This window comes from Micromonospora sp. NPDC092111 (assembly GCF_044755745.1).
In the GTDB taxonomy this organism is placed as follows: domain Bacteria; phylum Actinomycetota; class Actinomycetes; order Mycobacteriales; family Micromonosporaceae; genus Micromonospora.
Window position 1 is genome coordinate 51,532 of record NZ_JBIVRQ010000021.1, and the last position, 21,913, is coordinate 73,444.

At 73.2% G+C, this 21,913-nt stretch carries 19 protein-coding genes; 9 read left to right on the forward strand and 10 right to left on the reverse strand.

Annotated features, from left to right (window positions below):
• Positions 1 to 854 precede the first annotated feature (854 nt).
• The 3 genes from ACIQG9_RS27335 to ACIQG9_RS27345 all read left to right on the forward strand — a co-directional run bounded on the left by ACIQG9_RS27335 (position 855) and on the right by ACIQG9_RS27345 (position 3,012).
• The gene (locus tag ACIQG9_RS27335; protein WP_400407827.1) at positions 855 to 2,051 is read left to right on the forward strand and encodes a multiprotein-bridging factor 1 family protein; all 1,197 of its coding nucleotides are present in this window, start codon (positions 855 to 857) and stop codon (positions 2,049 to 2,051) included.
• A 281-nt stretch (positions 2,052 to 2,332) separates the two neighbouring features.
• Positions 2,333 to 2,719 (forward strand): hypothetical protein, encoded by a 387-nt coding sequence (locus ACIQG9_RS27340; RefSeq protein WP_400407869.1) that lies wholly within the window; start codon positions 2,333 to 2,335, stop codon positions 2,717 to 2,719.
• A complete protein-coding gene (locus ACIQG9_RS27345) occupies positions 2,716 to 3,012 on the forward strand; it encodes a hypothetical protein (RefSeq protein ID WP_400407829.1) in 297 nt (98 codons plus the stop codon). Before ACIQG9_RS27340 ends, ACIQG9_RS27345 begins: the two co-directional genes overlap by 4 nt.
• A gap of 52 nt (positions 3,013 to 3,064) precedes the next feature.
• Here ACIQG9_RS27345 and ACIQG9_RS27350 read toward each other — a convergent pair whose 3' ends face one another.
• The 7 genes from ACIQG9_RS27350 to ACIQG9_RS27380 all read right to left on the reverse strand — a co-directional run bounded on the left by ACIQG9_RS27350 (position 3,065) and on the right by ACIQG9_RS27380 (position 12,307).
• On the reverse strand, positions 3,065 to 5,080 hold the full coding sequence (locus ACIQG9_RS27350) for an NACHT domain-containing protein (protein ID WP_400407832.1): 2,016 nt from the start codon (positions 5,078 to 5,080) through the stop codon (positions 3,065 to 3,067).
• A gap of 242 nt (positions 5,081 to 5,322) precedes the next feature.
• Complete coding sequence (locus ACIQG9_RS27355) at positions 5,323 to 6,168, reverse strand: S1 family peptidase (RefSeq protein ID WP_400407834.1); 846 nt, start codon at positions 6,166 to 6,168, stop codon at positions 5,323 to 5,325.
• A gap of 198 nt (positions 6,169 to 6,366) precedes the next feature.
• Complete coding sequence (locus ACIQG9_RS27360) at positions 6,367 to 7,353, reverse strand: DUF4352 domain-containing protein (protein ID WP_400407836.1); 987 nt, start codon at positions 7,351 to 7,353, stop codon at positions 6,367 to 6,369.
• Between the two features lie 62 nt (positions 7,354 to 7,415).
• Entirely contained in the window at positions 7,416 to 8,072 is a 657-nt protein-coding gene (locus tag ACIQG9_RS27365) for a 4'-phosphopantetheinyl transferase (RefSeq protein WP_400407838.1), read from the reverse strand.
• Between the two features lie 166 nt (positions 8,073 to 8,238).
• On the reverse strand, positions 8,239 to 9,018 hold the full coding sequence (locus tag ACIQG9_RS27370) for a peptidase (RefSeq protein WP_400407870.1): 780 nt from the start codon (positions 9,016 to 9,018) through the stop codon (positions 8,239 to 8,241).
• Positions 9,019 to 9,020: 2 nt separating this feature from the next.
• Entirely contained in the window at positions 9,021 to 10,298 is a 1,278-nt protein-coding gene (locus tag ACIQG9_RS27375; RefSeq protein ID WP_400407871.1) for a VWA domain-containing protein, read from the reverse strand.
• Between the two features lie 326 nt (positions 10,299 to 10,624).
• Positions 10,625 to 12,307, reverse strand: coding sequence for a dolichyl-phosphate-mannose--protein mannosyltransferase (locus ACIQG9_RS27380; RefSeq protein WP_400407841.1), 1,683 nt, complete (start codon positions 12,305 to 12,307; stop codon positions 10,625 to 10,627).
• A 92-nt stretch (positions 12,308 to 12,399) separates the two neighbouring features.
• On the opposite strand from ACIQG9_RS27380, the gene rsmI reads away from it, so the two are divergent.
• A complete protein-coding gene (gene rsmI, locus ACIQG9_RS27385; RefSeq protein ID WP_400407844.1) occupies positions 12,400 to 13,239 on the forward strand; it encodes a 16S rRNA (cytidine(1402)-2'-O)-methyltransferase in 840 nt (279 codons plus the stop codon).
• A gap of 76 nt (positions 13,240 to 13,315) precedes the next feature.
• On the opposite strand, the gene ACIQG9_RS27390 is transcribed toward rsmI, so the two are convergent.
• Positions 13,316 to 14,287, reverse strand: coding sequence for a hypothetical protein (locus ACIQG9_RS27390; protein ID WP_400407846.1), 972 nt, complete (start codon positions 14,285 to 14,287; stop codon positions 13,316 to 13,318).
• A gap of 143 nt (positions 14,288 to 14,430) precedes the next feature.
• Here ACIQG9_RS27390 and metG point away from each other — a divergent pair, with 143 nt between their 5' ends.
• Positions 14,431 to 16,233 carry a methionine--tRNA ligase gene (gene metG, locus ACIQG9_RS27395; RefSeq protein ID WP_400407849.1) on the forward strand — a complete coding sequence of 601 codons (1,803 nt, stop codon included), beginning with the start codon at positions 14,431 to 14,433 and terminating at the stop codon, positions 16,231 to 16,233.
• An 81-nt stretch (positions 16,234 to 16,314) separates the two neighbouring features.
• Here metG and ACIQG9_RS27400 read toward each other — a convergent pair whose 3' ends face one another.
• Together ACIQG9_RS27400 and ACIQG9_RS27405 are read right to left on the reverse strand one after the other, a co-directional pair.
• Positions 16,315 to 17,166: an alpha/beta fold hydrolase gene (locus ACIQG9_RS27400; RefSeq protein ID WP_400407851.1), complete on the reverse strand. Its 852-nt coding sequence runs from the start codon at positions 17,164 to 17,166 to the stop codon at positions 16,315 to 16,317.
• 79 nt (positions 17,167 to 17,245) lie between these two features.
• Positions 17,246 to 18,493, reverse strand: a complete 1,248-nt coding sequence (locus tag ACIQG9_RS27405; RefSeq protein ID WP_400407853.1) for a hypothetical protein — start codon at positions 18,491 to 18,493, stop codon at positions 17,246 to 17,248.
• A gap of 81 nt (positions 18,494 to 18,574) precedes the next feature.
• On the opposite strand from ACIQG9_RS27405, the gene ACIQG9_RS27410 reads away from it, so the two are divergent.
• The 4 genes from ACIQG9_RS27410 (at position 18,575) to ACIQG9_RS27425 (ending at position 21,763) form a co-directional block, all read left to right on the forward strand.
• Positions 18,575 to 19,477, forward strand: a complete 903-nt coding sequence (locus ACIQG9_RS27410) for a TatD family hydrolase (protein ID WP_400407855.1) — start codon at positions 18,575 to 18,577, stop codon at positions 19,475 to 19,477.
• A gap of 319 nt (positions 19,478 to 19,796) precedes the next feature.
• Positions 19,797 to 20,669 (forward strand): 16S rRNA (adenine(1518)-N(6)/adenine(1519)-N(6))-dimethyltransferase RsmA, encoded by an 873-nt coding sequence (gene rsmA, locus ACIQG9_RS27415; protein WP_400407856.1) that lies wholly within the window; start codon positions 19,797 to 19,799, stop codon positions 20,667 to 20,669.
• Between the two features lie 9 nt (positions 20,670 to 20,678).
• Positions 20,679 to 20,819 (forward strand): hypothetical protein, encoded by a 141-nt coding sequence (locus ACIQG9_RS27420; RefSeq protein ID WP_400407857.1) that lies wholly within the window; start codon positions 20,679 to 20,681, stop codon positions 20,817 to 20,819.
• Positions 20,816 to 21,763 (forward strand): 4-(cytidine 5'-diphospho)-2-C-methyl-D-erythritol kinase, encoded by a 948-nt coding sequence (locus tag ACIQG9_RS27425; protein WP_400407859.1) that lies wholly within the window; start codon positions 20,816 to 20,818, stop codon positions 21,761 to 21,763. Before ACIQG9_RS27420 ends, ACIQG9_RS27425 begins: the two co-directional genes overlap by 4 nt.
• Positions 21,764 to 21,913: the final 150 nt, after the last annotated feature.

Consider the following 21,913-nt stretch of genomic DNA (forward strand, 5'->3'; position numbering starts at 1 on the left):
CAAGATCAGCCCCCCACCTCTAGCGGTGGGGGTGCTTTTGTGTGCGGAGCCATACGACCAGGCCAAGGCAGGTTCAAGGGGAGAAATCTTGGACCTACTCGATTCGATCTTGCTGGCCGGCGCCTATGGTATCGCCGACTTGGTTGACGCAACCGAGCGGTGATCTGGCCATCGAAGGTCGCTACGCGGCGTGTAGATCAACCCGATTCCCAAGCTGGGGGTAGGCGCTATCTGCGATGATGTCCGTGCCTCACTGGTCTGAGACTGCGCGCGTCGCCGAGGAGCAGGGCGACTGGGACCAAGCAATCGCGGTGGTCGGTGCTGTTGCGGAGTGCTACAGCAGTGACCACGAGCGGCATGACGCACACCTGTGGCACATGGATCTGCTTGCTCGCGCCGGCCGTCATGTCGAGCTTGCGGCTCTCGCTCGATGTGATGCGCATGCTCGCAGGCGGCTGAACCGGCTGCTCTACGAGGAGGGCCGGTTGGAGGATCTGCGACAGCGAGCGCGATCCGGAGATGACGGAGCGCAGTACCTCCTCGGACGTCCAACCGGAGATCAGGATGGTTCGGGTGCCGAGTAGGTGGGTGACTAGCTGGGTGACGACGGGCACGAGCGGCTACGGACGTCCACGGACTCTGGCGGCGCCCTCACCTTCGCCCGTCGGCATCAGCCGGTGTGGTCCTGGCAGCAGTGGCGGCGCATCCGTCGCTGCGGAGCCGACCTGCCCTGTCGTAACGACGCGCCCAGAATCTACAAGCGAGGGGTCCTCGACGCGCGACGTGTCGGGGTACCGTCCGACGGGATGGCGGCCGGGTGAGGTCGCCTAAGCTCTTGAGCTTGGAGCGGCGCTATGGCCTCGTCCGTCGATCCGCGCTTCGGTGTAGCTCTGCGTGAGTTTCGGGAACGGCGGGGTTTGTCGCTTCGATCCCTTGGGCAGCTCGCCTATCGGAGTAAGAGCCATCTGCACGAGTTGGAGGCAGGGCTCAAGGCTCCAACACTCGACACGGCGCGTCACCTGGACCGGATTCTCGATGCGGGGGGCGTGCTTGCTCGGTTGGTGGATGCGCCGATCGACCACGCGGCCGAGGCCGGTGAGCTGCGGGCGAGAGTCGCCGCCAGTGATGTCAGCAAAGAGGTGCTCGATCGGATCGAGCGGGGCGTTGACGATCTTGCCAGTTCCTATCCGACGATGGCCCCGGCGGATCTTTTGCCGTTGGTGCGGCAGCACCTCGCCTATGTGGGGCGGTTGTTGGATGGACGGGTGACGCTTGCTCAACAGCGGCGGTTGTTGGTTGCCGGTGGTTGGTTGGCAGTGCTGCGGGCGACCGTTCACATCGACCTGCGGCAGCGGACTGCTGCGGTTGCCCACTTGCGAGCCGCTCGTGATCTTGCCGAACATGCTGAGCATGGCGAGATCCAGGCATGGTGTCTCGAAACCCGGGCCTGGGACGTGTTGACTCAAGGTGACTATCGGACGGCACTCGATCTTTCCCGTCAAGCTCAGCGGGTCGCCCCGAAGGGGAGTTCCGCCCGCATCCAGGCGACTGCTCAGGAGGCTCGTGCGTGGGCGCGAATCGGGGATGTCGGTGCGACCCGGCGAGCGTTGGACCGGGTGGAGCGGCTGACGGCGAACCTGCCCGTTCCTGAGCGAGCCGAGCACCACTATCGCTACGACCCGGCCAAGGCCGCCGCATACACGGCCACGACTTTGGCATGGGCGGGTGACCCCGGTGCCGAGCAGGTGGCGCGGGCGGTATTGGTCGATCTGGACCCGCGCGGCGATGGGGGAGCGCGGCCCCGCCGGTCCGCGTCGGCCCGTCTCGACCTTGGTCTCGCCCTGGTCGCCGCCGGCCAGCCGGATGAGGCGGCTGCGTTTGGGGCGCAGGCGGTGACGTCCGGGCGGGTGGTGCCGTCGAACTGGTGGCGGGCTGCGGAATTGCTGGCGAAGGTGGAGCAGTCGGGGGCACCAGAGGCGGCGACATTGCGTGACGCGTGCATCGAGTACGCACCGGGACGGCGACCACCAGCGGACAGCACACCTGGTTAGCGGACAGTCACCCTCTGGATCGGTGGCGTGCCCGGCATGACGCTGGACCTCACTGCACCCGGGCGCGGAACGAGGCACATCAGCAGGTGGCCCTCCGTGCCCTAAGGACGGAGGGCCGGACACGTGACGGTGACTACTGGACTCCTACGGCGAATCGTCAGCCGATACTTCCCGTCGCCGCCGGATGTCCCCGGCTTCGGAGTACGGATCCAGGCAGTGGAGCAAGAGGCCGCTCGACGGCGGTTGTTGGACCATGCGCGAGGCGCACAACAGCACCCGACATCGAGCGGGGATGCCTTGTCGTTGAAGCGGCGCGTTTCGTACGACGAGTATCTGTCGGCCACCGCCCTGACCTTCGCGCGCCGGCATCGGCCGGTCTGGTGTTGGCGGCGATGGCGGCGCGTCTGCCGGTGCGGAGCCGACCTGCCCTGTCATGCCCGGCACCGGGTCCCGATCAATCGTGGCCACTGGCCGCAGGAAGGCGAGCAGTGAACGGCAGCCAGGAACAGACGATCCTCGCGGTGCATGTCCGAGGGCTCGATGGCATGTGTGTCGGCTGCCACCGCTGGTGGTCACGGTTGGTCCCGTATCCGTGCTGGCAGGTGAACTGGGCGACCAGCCGTCAGGCCCGCACGATCACCGTCCAGTTTCTGGGTGGTGCGCGGTGAGCACCCACGGCCCGGTCCTGCCGATCTGGAGCTGTGGCGGCTGCGACCTGCCCTGGCCCTGCCTCACCCGTAAACGGGAGCTGCGGGCGGAGTACGCCGACGCCCCGGTGTCGCTGGCCCTCTACCTCGGCTCCTACCTCGTCCAAGCCGCCGAGGACATGCCCTGGGCACCGGCCGGCGCACTACACCACCGCTTCATCGGCTGGACCAGACAAACGACAGCAGCACAGCAGCGAAGCACCGCGACCGTGCCCGCCGGACCGTACCGGAACGAGCGCCAGCAGGCCGGATGACCCCGCACGACACCAGATCCGACCAGCCTGCCGCCAGGTCGCCGCGCCCCCGTCACGCGTCGCCGGGGTGTGCGAGGTGGTCCTGGAGCCGGGCGTGGCGGAACTGGTAGACCGCGCCGGCCTGGCGCAGCACCCCACGCTGGTAGGCGTCGGTGAGGAAGTAGTGCACCCGCCAGGGGAGACGGCCGGTCAGCGGCAGTCGTAGCCGGACGAAGAAGAGCCAGTGCCCCCAGGCCGTCGCGGTCGCGACGGTGGCGGCGATCCCCAGGCCGAACACCGTCCCGAAACCCGCACCGGTCGACACGCCGGTCGCGAACCCGACCATCAGGCCCGCCGCGCCGGCCGCGATGAGCGCGTTCCTGCGGTCGACGGCGAGGGATTCCGAGGCGGAGGGCGTGGCGGTGATGTCGATGGCGTGCACCAGGTCGCTGCTGAAGATGAAGAACGTCGCCAGCGCGACGGCGATGGAGACGGCTGCGGCGGGGCCGAAGAAGAAACTGCCCCAGAGCCCGGTCAGGGAGCAGATGACGACGCTGTCGACGAGGGGTCGCTCGTTGCCACGAATGCGGAGCCGAAGGCGTCCGGGCGGCAGTGCGCCCCTTCTCTTCGCGGACGCCCCGATCGCCAGGCCGAGCGCGGTTCCCACGACAACTGCCATCAGTCCGAGAGTGATGAATTCCGTTCCGGCCCACGCGCTCGCGCGGGCGACCTGGAACGTGGCGCCGAAAGTCGCCCCGAACAGGACCGGTAGCAGGTACGGCAGCAGATGCGGCAGGCCGCGCCGGTTGCCGGTCACGGCGGTGCCCAACTGCCACCAGGCCAGGTCGCGGGTGCCGAGCCGGTCGAGGTGACGGGCGAGGTGGCTGAACCAGTGCCGCACCTGCTCGGGCTCCCAGCCGTGCCGGGCCGTGGCGTGATCCTGGTAGACGGCGGGAAGGTAGCCGCCGAGCAGGTGTGCCTCCACTGCCTCGACGGTCGGGAAGCGGTGGGCGTCCAGCAGCTCGCCCGGATCGCTGCCCGGGGCGTCCGAGTAGACCGTGCGGGCCAGGAACACCATTAGCGGGTTCGACAGCACCGACCGCAACAGCGTCGCGCCCGGGGCCAGCGGCTGGTGCCGTAGCTGCTCCAGGACCGGGTCCCAGAGCCCGGCGGCGTTGTCCCCGGCGCGACGCCGGGTGGTGCGGGGCAGGTAGTTCGCGAGGTCGGTGAGGGAGAGGTCGGCCAGTTCGATGCCGGCGGCTGCGGTGAGCACGTCGCCGTCCCGCACCACCGCGGCGTACTCGTCGCCCCGGCTGGTGATGATCAGGGGCAGGTCGGCCAGGGTGTTGAGCTGCCGCAGGGACAGGTGCCGCAGGCCGGGACCGATCTCGTCGAACCCGTCCAGGATGGGGAGGATGCGGTCGCCGGTGAGCAGCGCGGTGGCGAGGTTCGACCCGTTGGCGGCGGCCGTCAGGCCAGGATGGTCGCGGCGCAACTGGCCGGCGAGCCAATCCGGCAGGGTGGTCGTGGTGGGGTCCCACGAGCCGACGTTGAATATCACCGGTACCGCACCGCCGGTCGGCCGGTCGGCCAGCAGGTCCAGTAGCAGCCGGGCGGCCGTCACCGTCTTGCCCGCTCCCGCCCGGCCCAGGATGATCAGCCGGCCGGACGGGATGCGCCGGTAGACGTCGGCGATCTGCTCCAGCCGTCCCGCCACCGGCAGCGGCGGGGTGGCCGTGCCGGCGGGGCTGCGGCGGATGTTGGCCCAGTGGTCGACCAGGTCGTCGGCGGCGGCGTTCCAGCGCACCGGGATGGCGATGGGGTCACCGACCCGGCGGTGCCGTTCCTCCTGGCGCCACTGGCGGCCGACGGTCTGGGCGAGCTGGTCCGCGACCGAGCCCAGGTCGGGGGCCGATGGTTCCGGTGTCTCGATGCGCCGGTGGGCGACCTCGACCAGGACCGACGCCCCGACGAGCAGGCCGACCAGGGTCCAGACCAGCGGGGGCCACCAGGACGCCTTGGGCTGGACCGTGCCGGTCGCGAGGTTACCGACCAGGGCGAGGCAGGCGCCCACCGCCACAGTGGTCACCGCCGATGGCCGTCGCCGCACGTTGGTCTCCAGGGTGATAACCGGGAAGGCGGCTATCCGGTACTCACTCTAGGGATCCGGTGCGGCCGGTCCTCCACGATGGAGGCCCTTGAGTCGGAAGGTCGTCAGTTGTCCGACCGGGCGCGAGCGGCCCGACCGGCGTACGCGGCCCGCCGGCCGCCGCGAGGGCGCCCGCAGGACTGTGCGGGGGGCCGTACCGCCGGCGGTACGGCCCCCGGCGCTCAGGGGATGGTGACGCCGTACGCGGCGAGGATCTCGGCGATCGGCTGGTAGAACGACGTGCCGCCGCTGGTGCAGTTGCCGCTGCCACCGGAGAGGATGCCGAGGATCATCCCGGTCGCGGCGACGTAGAGCGGTCCGCCGCTGTCGCCGGGCTCGGCGCAGATGTTGGTGCGGATCAGCCCGGACACGCTGCCCTGGGCGTAGTTGACCGTCTGGTTGAGGCCGGTCACCGTGCCGCACCGGACGCCGGTGGTGGAGCCGCTGCGGCAGACGGCCTGACCGACGTACGGGGTGCCGACGCCGTTGATGGTGACCAGGCCGGGATAGGTGTAGACGGCGCTGGGGTGGCTGACCGTGCCGGTGTAGCGGACCAGGCCGTAGTCGTTGGTGGGGAAGCTGCTGCCGGTGCGGCTGCCCAGCACGGTCGTCTGGCCGCTGTCGGCGTACCAGGTCGCGGCGCCGGTGGTGCAGTGCCCGGCGGTGACGAAGTAGTAGGTGCTGCCGCTGCGGACGTTGGCGCCGAGCGAGCACCGCGCGCCGCCGCCGTAGATGGCCTGCCCACCGGCGATCAGGATGCGGAGCTGGCCGGGTTCCCGGCGGAGGTCCGCGCCGACGCGGGCGGCGGTGGCCCGCAGCGACCGCACCTGGTCGGGCGGGACGGTGTCGTCCACGGTGAGCGTCATCCGTCCGGTCGCCGGGTCGAGGCCCCAGGCGGTGCCGGTGGTGCGGACGTCGTGCAGCGTCGGCGCGGCGGCCGGTCCGGCCGCGTCGGCGTACGCGGCGGCCGGGGTCGCCGGCAGCAGGACGACGGCCATGGCCAGGGTGACGAGCGAGAGACGACGCATCCCCCACCTCCAAATCGATCGGCGTAAGTCGATGCGTTCCAGCATCCGCCGGTGTCGCGCCCGATTCAAGGCGGCAGCGATCCCGGTCGCGCCACCCGGGCGTCCGGACGGGCGCGGGCCGCGGCCGACCGCGTCCGTCCGCAACGAGGGCGGGCCGGCTCCCGTCAGGGGAGCCGGCCCGTCACGGGACCCGGGGCGTCACGGCTTCCAGGAGCCGGCCGCCTCGAACTTGTGCTGGTACTCGACCACGCCCTTCTTGTCGGCCACGTCGAAGACGACCGCGCCGGAACGCTTGCTGCCGGCCCGGATGTTGCTGCCCGAGTCGAGCATGTCGCCGCCGCAGCCGGAGAGCGCGCCGGCCAGCCCGTTGACCGTGGTGCCGTCGTCGGCCACCCACTGGAAGTAGAACGGGTTGATCGACGCCTTGCCCTTGGTCACCGTGGCGGTCACGTCGGCGATCAGGTACATGCCCTTGTCCGGCGGCGGGGCGAACGACCGGCACCCCTTGGTCGAGGTGCTGAAGCCCCGGACGGTGATCTCGATGGTGCCGTCGTCGTCGCTGATCACCAGCGTGTCGCCGGGCTTCATGTTGAACGTCTCGTCACCGGCGGTGGACGACGGCGACGACGACGGCTTGTCGCCCGGCAGCGCCGGGGCGACCGTGGTGTCCGGGGTGGGCAGCGAACGCTCGATCTCCTGGGCCGCCTCGTTGGCCTTCTTGCCGCCCGCGACCACGGCCGCGATCACACCGCCGCAGCAGAGCAGCAGCGCCACGGCGACCACGACGCCGATGATGACCCAGGTCTTCCGGTTCGACGACGGTGCGGCCGGCTGCGGCGGACCCAGCGGATAGCCGGGCGCACCCGGGCCACCCGGTGCCGGCGGGTAGCCCGCGCCCGACACCGGCGGATATCCCGCGCCGGAGACCGGCGGCTGCGCCGCGCCCGGCTCGTACGACGGGTACGGCTGGCCCGACGTCGGCGGGTACGGCGGCTGCGGGGCGTACGGCGACGGCGGGGCGTACGGGTCGGGGTACGGAGGTTGCGGGGCACCGGAGACCGGGGGCAGCGGAGCCGTCGGGTCGGCGGGGTACTGCTGGCCGGGTGCCGTCGGGAACGGCTGCGGGGGCCCGGGGTGCGGCTGGTTGGGGTCCTGCGGCCCGTAGGGGGGCTGGGGCTGGCTCACCGTACTCCTCGGCACGTTCGACGGAGGTAACTCTTGGAAGCTAGTGGGTGGCGGCAACCGGCTCAGCGTAGGGGCAGTACGGCCGCCGTGCGGACCAGGTCGTCCTCGATCACGAACCGGCCGGTGACCACCGACGGCGGGTCGGCCACGGTGGCCGCCGCCAGCCGGGCCGGGTCGATCCGGGCGGTGAAGACGCCGGCGTCCGGGTCCAGCTCCACGGTGGCGTCCAGGAAGTCCAACCAGGAGCCGACCACCGGGTGCCAGACCTTGTAGACGGTCTCCTTGGCGCTGAACACCACCACCGGCCAGCTCACCCCGGCCGGCAGCCGGGCCAGCCGGTCCTCCTCCTCCGGGCGCAGGATCACCCGGCGTACCCCCGGGTTGAGTTCCTTGTGCTGCTCGGCGTCCATGCCCACGGCGCGCAGGTCGGTGCGGCGGGCGACGGCGGCGGCGCAGTAGCCCCGGGTGTGGGTGATGGTGCCGACCAGGCCGGCGGGCCAGACCGGCGAGCGGTCCGGCGCGGCCGGCACCGGTGTCGCCGGCAGGCCGAGGGCGTCCATCGCCCGACGGGCGCAGACCCGGCCGGCGGTGAAGTCCCGCCGCCGGCTCTCCACCGCCCGCTCGCCCAGCCCGGCGCGTTCCGCCGGGAGCAGCTCACCCACCCAGTCGGCCGTCTCGGCCACCACCACCGAGACCGCCGCCGGCAGCAGGTCACGCATCACCCACCCCTTTCCGGTACGACCACAGCCGCGCCCGGTCCACGCTGGGTTCGGCACGGCCATGGCTGGTGAACGTACCGCAACGAGGAGCCGGCGGAGGGTCCCGATAGTGCGGTCCCGGCGACCGGCGGTGGCCGCCCCGCGCCGGGACGGCCACCACCCGGGGTCAGGGCCGGCGGGGCCGGCGGGTCAGCGCGAAACCGACCACCCCGGCGACGGCGGCGAGCACGCCGCCGACGGCGCTCCACGCCCACCGCGAGCCGAGCGCGGGCAGCCAGTCGCCGCCGAACCAGTCGTCGTCCTCCTCGGCCGGGGCCGCCGCCGGTTCCCCGGTCAGCAGCGCCCCCGCCTTGGTGTTGGGCACCAGGGGCGCCTTCAGCTCGCCGTCGTCACGGGAACCCTCGCCGTCGGCGCTGACCAGCAGCTCCACCTCGACCGGGAGCCCCAGGTCGGACTCCGGCAGATCGGTCACCGACAGCCGGACGTAGTAGGTGCCGGGCAGCGGGTCCGCCGACCAGGGTTCGGCCCAGGAGCGCACCTGGCGCAGCGTGCAGCCCAGCGCCACACTGCCGGTCGAGGCGTCCACGGTGGGGGTCTGCGCCCCGGCCGTGCACGCCTGCCGGCGGCGCAGCCCGTCGAAGACCTCCACCGTCCAGGTGGACGCCCCGCTGCGGGCCTTCGGGAGGGTCACCGTCGCGCCGATCTCGTGGCGCTGCCCGGCCGAGGCCGGGAACGACCAGTACAGGTAGTCGCCGGTGGAGGCGCCGACCCGGACCGGCTGGCCCGCCGCGATGCCGGTGGCGGTGAGGAAGGACGTGCCGGCCCGGGTGACCGGGGTGGCGCCGGGGGAGGGGGTGGGCGCGGCCGTGGCCGGAGCCGGGGTGGCGAGCAGGGCCAGTCCGGCGGCGGCCAGCGCCGCCCCGGTCCGGATGATCGGGGTACGCATCGTCAGTTCGTCCTCCACGTCGCGACCCACCAGCGGGTGAGCAGCCCGACGACCAGCCCGGTGAGCAGGCCGGCCAGGGTCAGCAGGAGCAGCAGCACCCAGCCGCGACCGAGGTCCGGCGCGGCCGGGGCGGGCGAGGAGGCGACCACGTCGACGGTCAGCTCGACCGGCATGCCGGGCTCGGCCCGGGTGCCCGACCGGGGGGAGAAGGCGTTGCTGACCACCAGGCAGACCGTGGTGGCCGGCACCGGTGCGTCGGTCGCCGACGGGCTGGGCGCGGCCCCGTCCTCCGTCGCCGACCAGCGCAGCCCCGCCGACACCACGTCGGTACGGCCGCTGCCGGCGTCCACTCCCCGGACCAGTTCCCGGCCGTCGGTGGCGGTGGCCCGCAGCAGCACCGCGTGGTCGGGGTTCACCGGGCGGTCCAGCGCCACGCTGACCGAGGCGCGCAGCTCCTGCCCCGGCCGGACGGGCACCCGGTACCAGCGGTGCTCGGAGAACGCCTCCCGGTCGCTGTAGACGCCCGGGGCGAGCAGCGGCGCGTTCGCGCACTCCGCCTTGCCGGCCACCACGGTCGGGGCGGCGGTGTAGGTGTCCTTCGCCCGGTCGACGAGCTGTTTGATCCGACCGGTCAGCTCGTCGGCGCTCTGCGCGGCCGTGTACGTGCCGCCGGTCGCCCCGGCGATGCAGAGCAGTTGCTTGCGGACCTTCTCGTCCGGGGCGAGGCCGAGCGTGTCGACCACCAGCTTGGTGCCCTGCGCGGCCAGCTCCCGGGCCACCTCGCACGGGTCGGGCGGGGCGCAGGTGTCCTCGCCGTCGGTGATCAGCACGATCCGCCGGGCGGTCGTACCGGTGCCGAGGTCCTGGGCGGCGGAGCGCAGGGCCAGCCCGACCGGGGTGAAACCGGTCGGCCGCAGCGTCGCCACCGCCGCCTTCGCCGCGGTCCGGTCCACCGGCCCGACCGGCACGATCTGCTGGGTGTCCAGGCAGCCCTGCTTCTTGTCCTTGCCCTGGTAGGTCGCGCCGAGTACCCGGATGCCGAGTTGGGTCTCCGCGGGCAGCGCGTCGACCACCTCGTTGAACGCCTGCTGGGCCACGGAGATCCGGCTTCGCCCGTCGATGTCCTTGGCCCGCATCGAGCCGCTGACGTCGAGCACCAACTCGACCTTCGGCGGCTCGACGGGCTCCTCGTCGTCGGCGAGGGCCGGCGCGGGACCGGTCAGCGCGGTCGCCGCCAACACTCCGATCAGGACGGCCGTGGAACGTCGTCTCTTGTTGATCACCGGGCGAAGTGTAGTGAAAATCCACTTCGGACGATCGACCGGGTGGGTGGTCGAGCCCGTTCCGGGGCGCTCGGTCGGCAAGGGATGACTGTCCGTTAGGTGCTAGATGTAAACCTTTGTGAGGCGACGCATCCGTCGGAAATCTGACCGAAGTCGACCCGTTGTGCCGGTGGCACAACCTGGTTAAGCTCTCCTTGCGCGCCCCAATCGCCCGCTTCCCCCGTGGCAGGCGATCGGGGCGCGCTCTATTTCAGCGGCACCTGACTCTGCGGTGCCCGTTGCCGTCCTGCCGGGCCACCCCGCCGCCGGTGTCGCGCGGTGCCTCAGATCCAGCGGCCGTCCAGCCACATCCGGGCGGACCAGTCGTCGTACTGGAGCAGGTTGCCGACGAAGATCGGGTAGAAGTAGGCGAAGCAGAGCGCCACCAGCAGCACGTACGCGCCCACGACGACGCCGCCGACCAGCCGGCGGTCGGCGTGCTGCTCGGCGAGCGCCGCCGGGTCCGGCGGGGCGGGGCCGTCCGGCACGGTCGGGGTGACGATCGCGCCGAGCACGTAGACCACCGCGAGGATCAGGAAGGGCAGCGCCGGAGCGGCGTAGAAGGAGAACATCGTCCGGCCGTCCAGGGCGAACCAGAACCAGGGCAGTAGCCCGGCGGCCACGGCCACCAGGATCGCCCCGGCCCGCCAGTCCCGGCGGGCCACGCCGAGCCAGAGCGTCGCCCCCAGGGCCGGCAGGAACGACCACCAGAGCAGCGGCGTGCCCAGCAGCAGGATCTCCGCCGCGCAGGTCGGGGCCCCGCAGGCGCCGTCCCCGGACCAGTAGAAGGCCACCGGCCGGCCCAGCAGCAGCCACTGCCAGGGCCACGACTGGTACTTGTGGGCGGTCTCCAGCCCGGTATGGAAGTCGAACGCCGCCTTGTGGTACTGGAACAGGTTGTTCAGCGCCCCGATGACCGGGGTGTCGCTCAGTCCCGGGACGTTCGGGTACCGCTCCGCCAGCCGGTAGTAGCCGTCGTCGGAGAGCAGCCAACCCGACCAGGCCAGCACGTACGTGCCGACCGCCAGCAACCCGGCGAGGACCAGCCAGGGCAGTTCGTCGAGGAGCGCGTCGCGCCACGGCCGACGGACCCCGGCCGACCGGCGTACGCCCACCTCCCAGAGCAGGACCAGCAGCCCGAAGGCCGGGACGAAGTAGACCCCGCTCCACTTCACCGCGCAGGCGCAGCCGAGCAGCACCCCGGCGAGCAGCCGCCACCACGGCCAGGTCCGCCAGCCGCCCGCCGGGCGTCCGGCGCGGCCGGCGACGGTCGGGTCGAGGCCCTCGTCCAACGCCCGCGCCCAGCGCCGCCGCCGGGCGTCCCGGTCGAGCACCAGCGCGCCGAAGGCGGCCAGCACGAACAGCAGCAGGAAGATGTCGAGCAGCGCGGTGCGGGAGAGCACCAGGTGGAAGCCGTCCAGGGCGAGCAGCAGGCCGGCGGCGCAGCCGAGCGTGGTGGAGCGGAACATCCGGCGGGCGATCCGGGTCAGCATCAGCACCGAGACGATGCCGGCGACCGCCGCCGCGATCCGCCAGCCGAACTCCGGGGCGGTGGTCATCAGGTGGCCCGGGACGGAGATGTTGGTCTCCGCGTCCTGGTAGCCGAAGGCCCACTCGCCGAGCCCGATCAGCCACTTGCCCAGCGGCGGGTGGACCACGTACGACGGGCCGTTGTCCTTGTAGTTCCACTCGACGCCCTTGTCGATCAGGCCGTAGCCGTCCCGGGCGTAGTAGATCTCGTCGAAGATCTTGCCCTTCGGGCTGCTCAGCCCGAGCAGGCGCAGGACGGCGGCGATCGTCACCACCACGGCGGTGGCGATCCACGAGTTCACGTCCAGCCGGGCCTCGCCGGTGGCGAGCCGCCGGCGGACGATCGCCGGCACGCCGTCGCCTCCCGTCTCGGGCGGGGGAGCGCCTTCGTCCGGCCGGTCCGCGCTCGCACTCTGTGCTGTCGACGCACTCGTCACCCGGCGATCGTAGGCTGCGAAGGTGCCCGGTGGCGCCCATCGTCTCCGAGATTGGTACGACTGTCGATGAAGGAGCGCAATTCGTGGGTGAAATGTCCGAGATTGGGCGCCTGATTCTGCTCGGCGCACCGCTGGGCAATCCCGCCGACGCGTCCGCCCGGTTCCGCGAGGTGCTCGCCACCGCCGACGTCGTCGCCGCCGAGGACACCCGCCGGCTCACCCGGCTCGCCCGCGACCTCGACATCACCGTCGGCGGCCGGATCGTCTCCTACTTCGAGGGCAACGAGGAGCGGCGCACCCCCGAACTGGTCGACGTGCTCCGCGAGGGGTACCTGGTCGCGCTGGTCACCGACGGCGGCATGCCCAGCGTCTCCGACCCCGGCTACCGGCTGGTCACCGCCGCCCTGGACGCCGGGCTGCCGGTCACCGCCGCCCCCGGGCCGAGCGCCGTGACCACCGCCCTGGCGCTGTCCGGGCTGCCCTGCGACCGGTTCTGCTTCGAGGGCTTCCTGCCCCGCTCGCCCGGCGCCCGGCGGGCCCGGCTGAAGGCCCTCGCCAGCGAACCGCGCACCCTGGTCCTCTTCGAGGCCCCGCACCGGATCGCCGCCGCGCTGGCCGACCTGGCCGCCGCGTTCGGCGCCGACCGGCCCGCCGCGCTGTGCCGGGAACTGACCAAGACCTACGAGGAGGTCGTCCGCCGGCCGCTCGGCGAACTGGCCGACTGGGCCGCCGAGGGTGAACCGCGCGGCGAGATCACCCTGGTGGTGGCGGGTGCGCCGGACACCCCCGCCGAACGCCCGGACGACGACGCGCTGCGGGCCGCGGTGGCCGACCGGGAGGCCGCCGGGCTGTCCCGCCGGGACGCGATCAGCGAGGTGGCCACCGGGTACGGGCTGCGCCGCCGGGACGTCTACACCGTCGTGCACCGCTGACCGGTCCACCGCGCCCGGCGCGGCGAGGCGGCGGGGCGGGGCGGCGGGGCGGGGCGGGGCGGCGGGGCGGCGGCGGTCACCAGGCGGCGATCAGGAAGCCCAGGGTGATCAGCGCCGGACCGGCGTACCCGCCGGCGGTCGCCCAGCGGCGCTGCCGGTGGTCGGCGAGCCGGGTCGCCCCGGTCCACCGGACGATCCCCGCCCCGCAGCCGGCCACCGCGAGCAGGCCCAGCAGCCAGCGCAGGTGCCGGCCCGCCCCGGTGTCCACGTACGCCGTGTCCGCGCCCGCCCCGGTCACCCGGGCCGGCAGCGCCGTGCCGGTGCCGTGGTGCTCCGCCGGTACCCCGCTGACCCGCAGGCCGTGGGTCAGGAAGCGGTCCCCGTCCCCGGCGAAGATGCCCCGGCAGCGCTGGGTGAGCCCACCCCCCGAACACTCGGTGATCACCACCGTCCCCGCCGTGGCGTGCCCGACGGCCAACCAGAGTGGGCCGGCGCTGACCCAGGCGAAGAACGCCGCCACCAGGCTCAACGACAGCAGCACGGCGAGCCCGCGGACCGGGTCGGGCGGGTGACCGGGGTGGCTGGTGCGACGCCGTGCCGGCCCGCCGGTCGATGGTCGTCGTCCCCGCCGTCCGGACTGCTCCCGCAGCGGCGTGCCGTCCCAGTGCACCTGTTCGATCGGCGCCCAGAAGAACGAGTCGTCCTCCGGCGTGCTGCCGGCGGGGGCCTGGTCGGCGCGCGGGCCGCGTGGCTGGCGGACCGGCACCCGCCGGGGTACGGCGTCGACCGGTGCCCCGGTGGTCGGCTCCACCTCGACGGGCGCCTCGTCCCGGCCCGGGACCACCCGTGGCTGGGGGGCGACCGTGCCCGGTCGACCGTCGCGCGTGCCCGGACCGCCGCCGCCCGGGGCGGTCGTACCGGCGTCGCCGTGGGCGGCCGACCCGCCGCCGGAGCGGGGTGCCGGGGTCTCGCCGCCGCCGGCCGGCGGCGTCCGGGGGCCGAGAGGCGACTCGTCGTGCCCCGCTCGTCTGCCAGTCACGCCAGTCATTGGACACCGGGTGGCGGGCCGTGACGGTGAGCTGACTCCGCGTGTCGGCGACAATTCGGACGAAGGGTTGGTTCCTGTCGGTCCGGCCCGGTGAGCCCTATTGGTTCGCGGGCCCCCCACGACGGTCACTAGGCTTGCTGGTCATGAGTCACGTTCTCGCCGCGGTCGCCTGGCCCTACGCCAACGGTCCGCGCCACATCGGCCACGTATCCGGATTCGGCGTTCCCTCCGACGTCTTCGCCCGGTACATGCGGATGGCCGGCCACGACGTGCTCATGGTCTCCGGCACCGACGAGCACGGCACCCCGATCCAGGTGCAGGCCGACGCCGAGGGGGTCACCCCGCGCGAGCTGGCCGACCGCTACAACCGGGTGATCGCCGAGGACCTGCGGGCGCTCGGCCTGTCGTACGACCTGTTCACCCGCACCACCACCCGCAACCACTACGCGGTGGTGCAGGAGCTGTTCACCGGGCTGCACCGCAACGGCTACATCATCCCCAAGGTCACCACCGGGGCGATCTCCCCGTCCACCGGGCGGACCCTGCCCGACCGCTACATCGAGGGCACCTGCCCGATCTGCGGCTACGACAGCGCCCGCGGCGACCAGTGCGACAACTGCGGCAACCAGCTCGACCCGATCGACCTGCTCAACCCCAAGTCGAAGATCAACGGTGAGACGCCGGAGTTCGTCGAGACCGAGCACTTCTTCCTCGACCTGCCCGCCCTCGCCGACGCGCTCCGCCAGTGGCTGGACGCCCGCGAGGGCTGGCGGCCCAACGTGCTGCGCTTCTCCCGCAACCTGCTGGACGACCTCCAGCCCCGGGCCATCACCCGGGACCTGGAATGGGGCGTGCCGATCCCGCTCGACGGCTGGCGGGAGCGCGGCGACAAGCGGATCTACGTCTGGTTCGACGCGGTGATCGGCTACCTGTCCGCGTCCATCGAGTGGGCCCGGCGCACCGGTGACCCGGACGCCTGGCGCAAGTGGTGGTCGGCCGACGGGGAGGGTAAGGACTCCCCGAGCTACTACTTCATGGGCAAGGACAACATCGTCTTCCACTCGGTGATCTGGCCGGCGTTGCTCGGCGGCTACTCCGGCGCGGGCGCGCACGACGGCCAGCCCGGCGAGTTGGGTCGGCTCAACCTGCCCACCGAGGTGGTCTCCAGCGAGTACCTGACCATGGAGGGGCGCAAGTTCTCCTCGTCCCGCAAGGTCGTCATCTACGTACGCGACTTCCTGGAGCGCTACGACGCCGACGCGCTGCGCTACTTCATCGCCGTCGCCGGGCCGGAGAGCAACGACACCGACTTCACCTGGGCCGAGTTCCTCCGCCGCAACAACGACGAGCTGGTCGCCGGCTGGGGCAACCTGGTCAACCGCTCGGTCTCGATGGCGGCGAAAAACTTCGGGGCGATCCCGCCGGTCGACCCGGCCGGGCTCACCGAGGCCGACGAGGCGCTGCTCGCCACCGCCCGCGCCGGCTTCGCCGTCGTCGGCGACCTGATCGCCCGGCACCGGCAGAAGCAGGCCATCGGCGAGGCGATGAAGGTCGTCGCCGAGGCCAACCGGTACCTCTCCGAGCAGGCCCCGTGGAAGCTCAAGGCCGAGGCCGAGAAGCCCCGGATGGGCACCATCCTGCACGTCGCCCTCCAGGTGGTCAGCGACGCCAACACGCTGCTCACCCCGTTCCTGCCGCACTCCGCGCAGCAGATCCACGAGCTGCTCGGCGGCACCGGTGTGCACGCGCCGATGCCGGTCATCGAGGAGGTCGACGACCTCGACGGCGGGCCGGCGTACCCGGTGCTGACCGGCGACTACACGGTCGGGGCGCGCTGGGAGTCCGTACCGCTGGCGGCGGGTCGGCCGCTCGCCGCGCCGAAGCCGGTCTTCCGCAAGCTCGACCCGTCCATCGTCGACGAGGAGCTGGCCCGGCTCGTCGGCTGACCGGCGCCGACCGGCCGGGCGGCATCCCGGCACCGACGCCGACGCGGCCCCGGGTCTGCCCGGGGCCGCGTCGTGGGCGGATCAGGCGCGGGCCATCGACGGCGCGCCGATGAACTCCTTGATCGCCTTGTTCACCTCGGTCGGGTGTGTCCAGGGCGTGCCGTGCGGCGCCCCCTTCAGGGTGACCAGCCGGCCGTCGGGCAGCATCGACTGCAACCGCTGACCGGTCTTCGGGTACGGCAGCACGTTGTCCTTGTCACCCTGGATGATCAACACCGGGACGTCGATCCTCGGCAGGTCACCCCGGAAGTCGGTCTGCCAGGCCTGCACCGAGTCGTAGGTGCCCTTCGCCGACGCCTGCGCGCCGATCTGCCAGTGCGCCCGGTACGCCTCCTCGCTCACCCACTTGCCCTTGTTCTCGCTGTAGTTGAAGAACGCGTCGCAGAACTGGGTCAGATAGGCGAACCGGTCCGCGACGATCGCCTGCTGGAACCCGTCGAACAGGCTCTTCTCGACGCCCTCGGGGTTGTCCTTGGTCTGGAGCAGGAACGGGGCCAGCGGGGCCAACAGCACCGCCCGGTCCACCCGGTTCGACCCGTACGCGCCCAGGTAGCGGGTCACCTCACCGGTGCCCATCGAGTGGCCCACCAGGATCGCGTTGCGCAGGTCCAACTCGTTCATCAGCACGTCGAGATCGGCGGCGAAGGTGTCGTAGTCGTACCCCATCGCCGGCTGCGCGGAACTGCCGAAACCCCGCCGGTCATAGGTGATCACCCGATACCCCGCCGAGAGCAGCGGACCGGAGATCTTCTCCCAGGTCGCCCCGTTGAACGGGAAACCGTGGATCAGCACGATCGGCTGACCCTGGCCGTGGTCCTCGTAGTAGAGGTCGATAGGGGCGGAGTTCTCCGTCCCCACGGTGATGAAGGGCATGCTCGTCTCCTGAGGTCGGGCTCGGTGAGTGCCTTTACGCCGCGCGCATTCCCGCCCGACTCCCGGCTATGCCCGACCGTCACACCAGGTACGACAGGTCCACCACCTGGTCGTCGGTCACCTCGGGGGCCGGCGCCCAGGTCTCGTACACGCCCCGTTCATGGCATTGCGCACCGGTATCCACCACCGCATCCGGATCTGGCCGGCACAGCCGCAGCCGCAGCCAGCCCGCCTCCTCACGGAGCACCAGGCAGGGCACGCCCCGCCACCGCGCGTACCGCAGCCGGCGGGCCACCGAGTCCACCGGGAACCGGGCCGCCCGGGTCATCGCCAGCACCCGGAACCCGCCCGGCAGGTCCGCCACCGCCTCGTACTCGCCGCCGGCGTAGCTGCCGACCAACTGGGTGGAGCGGGGCACGTCCCCGGTCGGGACGTACTCCTGGTCCGGGGAGAGCCCCGGCACCGCGGCCAGCAGGTGCCGCCACTGCGGTCCGACCATCCGCAGCCAGCCCCGCTGCTCCGCCTGGTAGGTGTAGAGCACCACCTCGGTGCCCTCGGCGGTGTACGCGAGCAGCGAGGCGTTGGCCGGCATCGGCAGGTCGGCGAAGTCCCGGGTGACGAACTCGGGGATGAGCTGCGCCGAACTCGGCACGAAGCCGGTGCCCAGCACCGGCGGGCCGAGCCGGTCCCGGGGCGGCAACGCCAGCAGCCCCCGGTACGTCTCCCCGACCGGGGCGTCGAAGTCGCCCGGGTCGGCGGCCCGCCACCGCAGCGCGTACCCGATGTCGGTGCCCTCCCGGCCGCTCGTGCCGTCGCCGCGCAGCACCGCCAGCCCGGCCGGGGTACGCAGGTGGGCGATGTCGTGCTCCCGGTAGCAGAAGCCGTGCGGCAGCCAGCCCCGCACGTACCCGGCGAGCTGCCGTCCGGTGAGCACCTTGACCATCCGGGTGCCCCGCCGTACCGTCGCCGAGCCGCGTACCGCCGCCAGTGTCGGGTCGTCGGCCGCCGCCGGCTGCTGGCTGAGCTGGTGCACCGACGACCAGCTCCGGTTGCGGTGCAGCGGCACCAGCAGCGGCGCCTCCGGCTCCTCGGCCGGCTCGTTCCCGCCCTGCACCTCGGTGACCTCGGTGACGTGCACGAACCGCCGCCACGGCCAGGTCGTGCCCGGCCGGGGCGCCCACTCGAAGCCGGTCGCCTCGTCGGCGCTGAACAGCTCGTAGGCGGCTCCCCGGGCGATCTCCTCCGCCGGATAGACCACCCCGTCGTACGTCACACGCAACCCGGTCCGCTCGGAGGCGGCGCCGCTGGCCTGGGGGGTGACGCTCACCCCGGCGACGCTAAGCCGACCAGATGCCGAACCGATGAACGTCCGGTGGCCTCGCGGGAACGCGACCGGCCCGGGTGTGTGATGCTGGCGGCGATGACTGGACCGACCGAATCCCGCAAGCAGCGCGCCGCCCGCCGGGCCGGCGAGTTCCCGCCCGCGCCGGAGCCGCTGCCCCGTCCCGTGCTGGACAGCCACACCCACCTCGACATCACGGTCAGCGAGGCCGGGGTCCCCGGCGGCGGTGACGCCACCGACCCGGTCGGCACCGCCATCGCGGTGGCCGCCGCCGTCGGCGTGGACCGCCTCGTGCAGGTCGGTGTGGACGTCGGGTCGTCCCGCTGGGGCGCCGACGCGGCCGAGCGGTACCCGGCGGTGCTCGCCACCGTGGCCTTGCACCCCAACGAGGCACCCCGACTGGCCGACCTCGACGCCGCGCTGCGCGAGATCGAGGCGCTCGCCGGAAGGGACCGGGTGCGGGGGGTCGGCGAGACCGGAATGGACTTCTTCCGCACCGGCGACGAGGGGCGCGCCGCCCAGGAGGAGAGCTTCCGCGCGCACGTCGCCATCGCCAAGCGGTACGGCAAGGCGCTGGTCATCCACGACCGGGACGCCCACGCCGACGTGCTGCGGGTCCTCGACGACGAGGGCGCCCCGGACACGGTGGTGCTGCACTGCTTCTCCGGCGACGCCGACTTCGCCCGTGAGTGCGTCCGCCGGGGCTACCTGCTCAGCTTCGCCGGCACGGTCACCTTCGGCAGCGCCACCGCACTGCGGGAGGCCGCCGCGCTCACCCCGATCGACCAGATCCTGGTGGAGACCGACGCGCCGTACCTGACCCCGATGCCGTACCGGGGGCGGCCCAACGCGTCGTACCTGATCCCGCTCACGGTGCGATCCCTCGCCGAGACCACCGGCGTGGACCTCGACGAGCTGTGCGCGGCGATCTCCGCCACCGGTGACCGGGTCTTCGGCCCCTGGGCCTGACCCGCCGCGCCGACCCAGCACGGACCCGCACGGACCCGCACGGCAGCGTGGCCCGGCACCTCGTGCACGCCGCGACCGGCCGTCGACGGTGGACGGTCCCGTGCTGCGGCAGCCCGCCTCACGCGGGGCCCTCCAAAAGATCTGGGGCCGGTCGAGAGCCCGGCGACCTCCCTCGGCATCGCCCGCGACCGCTGCCGGAGCACCGAGCCGCCGCTGGTCGCCGGGGCCGGCGGCAGCCTCGCCGCCTGCCACTTCGCCGCCGACCCGAAGACGCCGGTCGGCTGAGCCGGCCCGCGGGCGACCCGTACCCTGTCGGGTTATGGCCGCAGACCTGCTCGGACCGGCGGAGATCCGGGAACTCGCCGCGCGCCTCGGCGTGAACCCGACCAAGAAGCTCGGCCAGAACTTCGTGCACGACCCGAACACCGTCCGCCGCATCGTCACCGCCGCCGGCCTCACCCCGGACGACGTGGCGCTGGAGGTCGGCCCCGGCCTCGGCTCGCTCACCCTGGCCCTGCTGCCGGCCGCCGCGCACGTACACGCCGTCGAGATCGACCCGGTGCTGGCCGGGGCGCTGCCGGAGACCGCCGCCGGACACGCCGGCCCGGAAGCCGGCCGGCTCACCGTGCACCGGGCCGACGCGCTCCGGATCACCGCCACCGAACTGGCCGACCCGCCGCCCACCACGCTGGTGGCGAACCTGCCCTACAACGTCGCCGTGCCGGTGGTGCTGCACCTGCTCGCCGAGCTGCCCACGCTGCGGCACGGCCTGGTGATGGTGCAGAAGGAGGTCGCCGACCGGCTGGTCGCCGGCCCCGGCTCCAAGGTGTACGGCATCCCGTCGGTCAAACTCGCCTGGTACGCCCGGTCCCGGGCCGCCGGCCGAGTGCCACCGAACGTGTTCTGGCCGGTACCGAACGTCGACTCCGGCCTGGTCGCCTTCACCCGCCGGGAACCACCCCGCGACGACGTCGCCCGGCAGGCCGTGTTCGCGGTGGTCGACGCCGCGTTCGCACAGCGTAGGAAGACCCTGCGGGCGGCGCTGGCCGGCTGGGCGGGCGGCCCCGACCGGGCCGCTGCGGCGCTCACCGCCGCCGGCGTCGACCCCGGTGCACGCGGGGAGTCACTCACCGTCGAGCAGTTCGCCGCGATCGCCGCGTCGGCCCCGTCCGCCGGGTCCGCCGCACAGTAGGCTGGCGCCGTGCCCGCCGAGGGTGCGCCGCACGTGCGCGCGTACGACCTGGTTGCCGGCCGGTACGGGCCGGCCGCCGACTCCACCGAGGAGCTGATCGTGGAGATGCCGTTCGATATCCGCCTGTGCCCGTGGGACGTCACCCGGTGACCGAGGCCTGGCGACCGGACGACGACGAGCGGCGCGGCAGCAGCGGACCGGTCCGGGTCCGGGTCCCCGCCAAGGTCAACCTGCACCTGGGGGTGGGCCCGCTGCGCCGGGACGGCTACCACGAGCTGAACACCGTCTACCACGCGATCTCCATCTACGACGAGCTGACCGCCCGGCGGGGTGACACGCTCACCCTCACCATGGAGGGCGAGGGCGCCGGTGAACTGGCCCTGGACGACTCCAACCTGGCGATCCGGGCCGCCCACGCCCTCGCCGGGTACGCCGGTGTCATGCCGCACGCCCGACTGCACCTGCGCAAGCAGATCCCGCTCGCCGGTGGGCTGGCCGGCGGCAGCGCCGACGCCGCCGCCGCCCTGGTCGCCTGCGACGCGCTCTGGGGCACCGGGCTGTCCCGGGACGAGTTGGCCGGCATCGCCGCCGACCTCGGCTCCGACGTGCCGTTCCTGATCCACGGCGGCACCGCGCTGGGCACCGGCCGGGGCGAGGCGGTCAGCCCGGTCCTCGCCCGCGCCACCTCCTGGCACTGGGTGGTGGCGGTCGCCGACGGTGGCCTCTCCACCCCCGCCGCCTACCGGGAGCTGGACGAGCTCCGGGCCGCCGGCACCGCCGGCACGCCGCTGGGCAGCACCGACGGGCTGCTCGCCGCGCTGCGCCAGCGTGACCCCCGGGTGCTCGCCGCCAGCCTCGGCAACGACCTCCAGGACGCGGCACTGGCCATGCGCCCGACCCTGGCCGACACGCTGAAGGCGGGGGAGGCCGCCGGGGCGCTCGCCGGCATCGTCTCCGGCTCCGGCCCGACCTGCGTCTTCCTGGCCCTCGACGCCGCCGACGCGGAGCGGATCGCCGCCGGGCTGGAGGCCGCCGGGGTGTGCCGGGAGGCCCGGGTCGCCCACGGCCCGGTCGCCGGCGCCCGCGTCGGCTGACCTCCCAGCCCGGCCCGGCCCGGCCCAGCCCAGCCCGTTGCGGCCAGTGGGGGGGGGGGGGGGGGGCGCGCCCCCCGGGGGGCCCCCCCCCCCCCCCCCCCGGGGGGCCGCCCCCCCCCCCGCCCCCCCCCCCGCGGGGGCGGCCCCCCG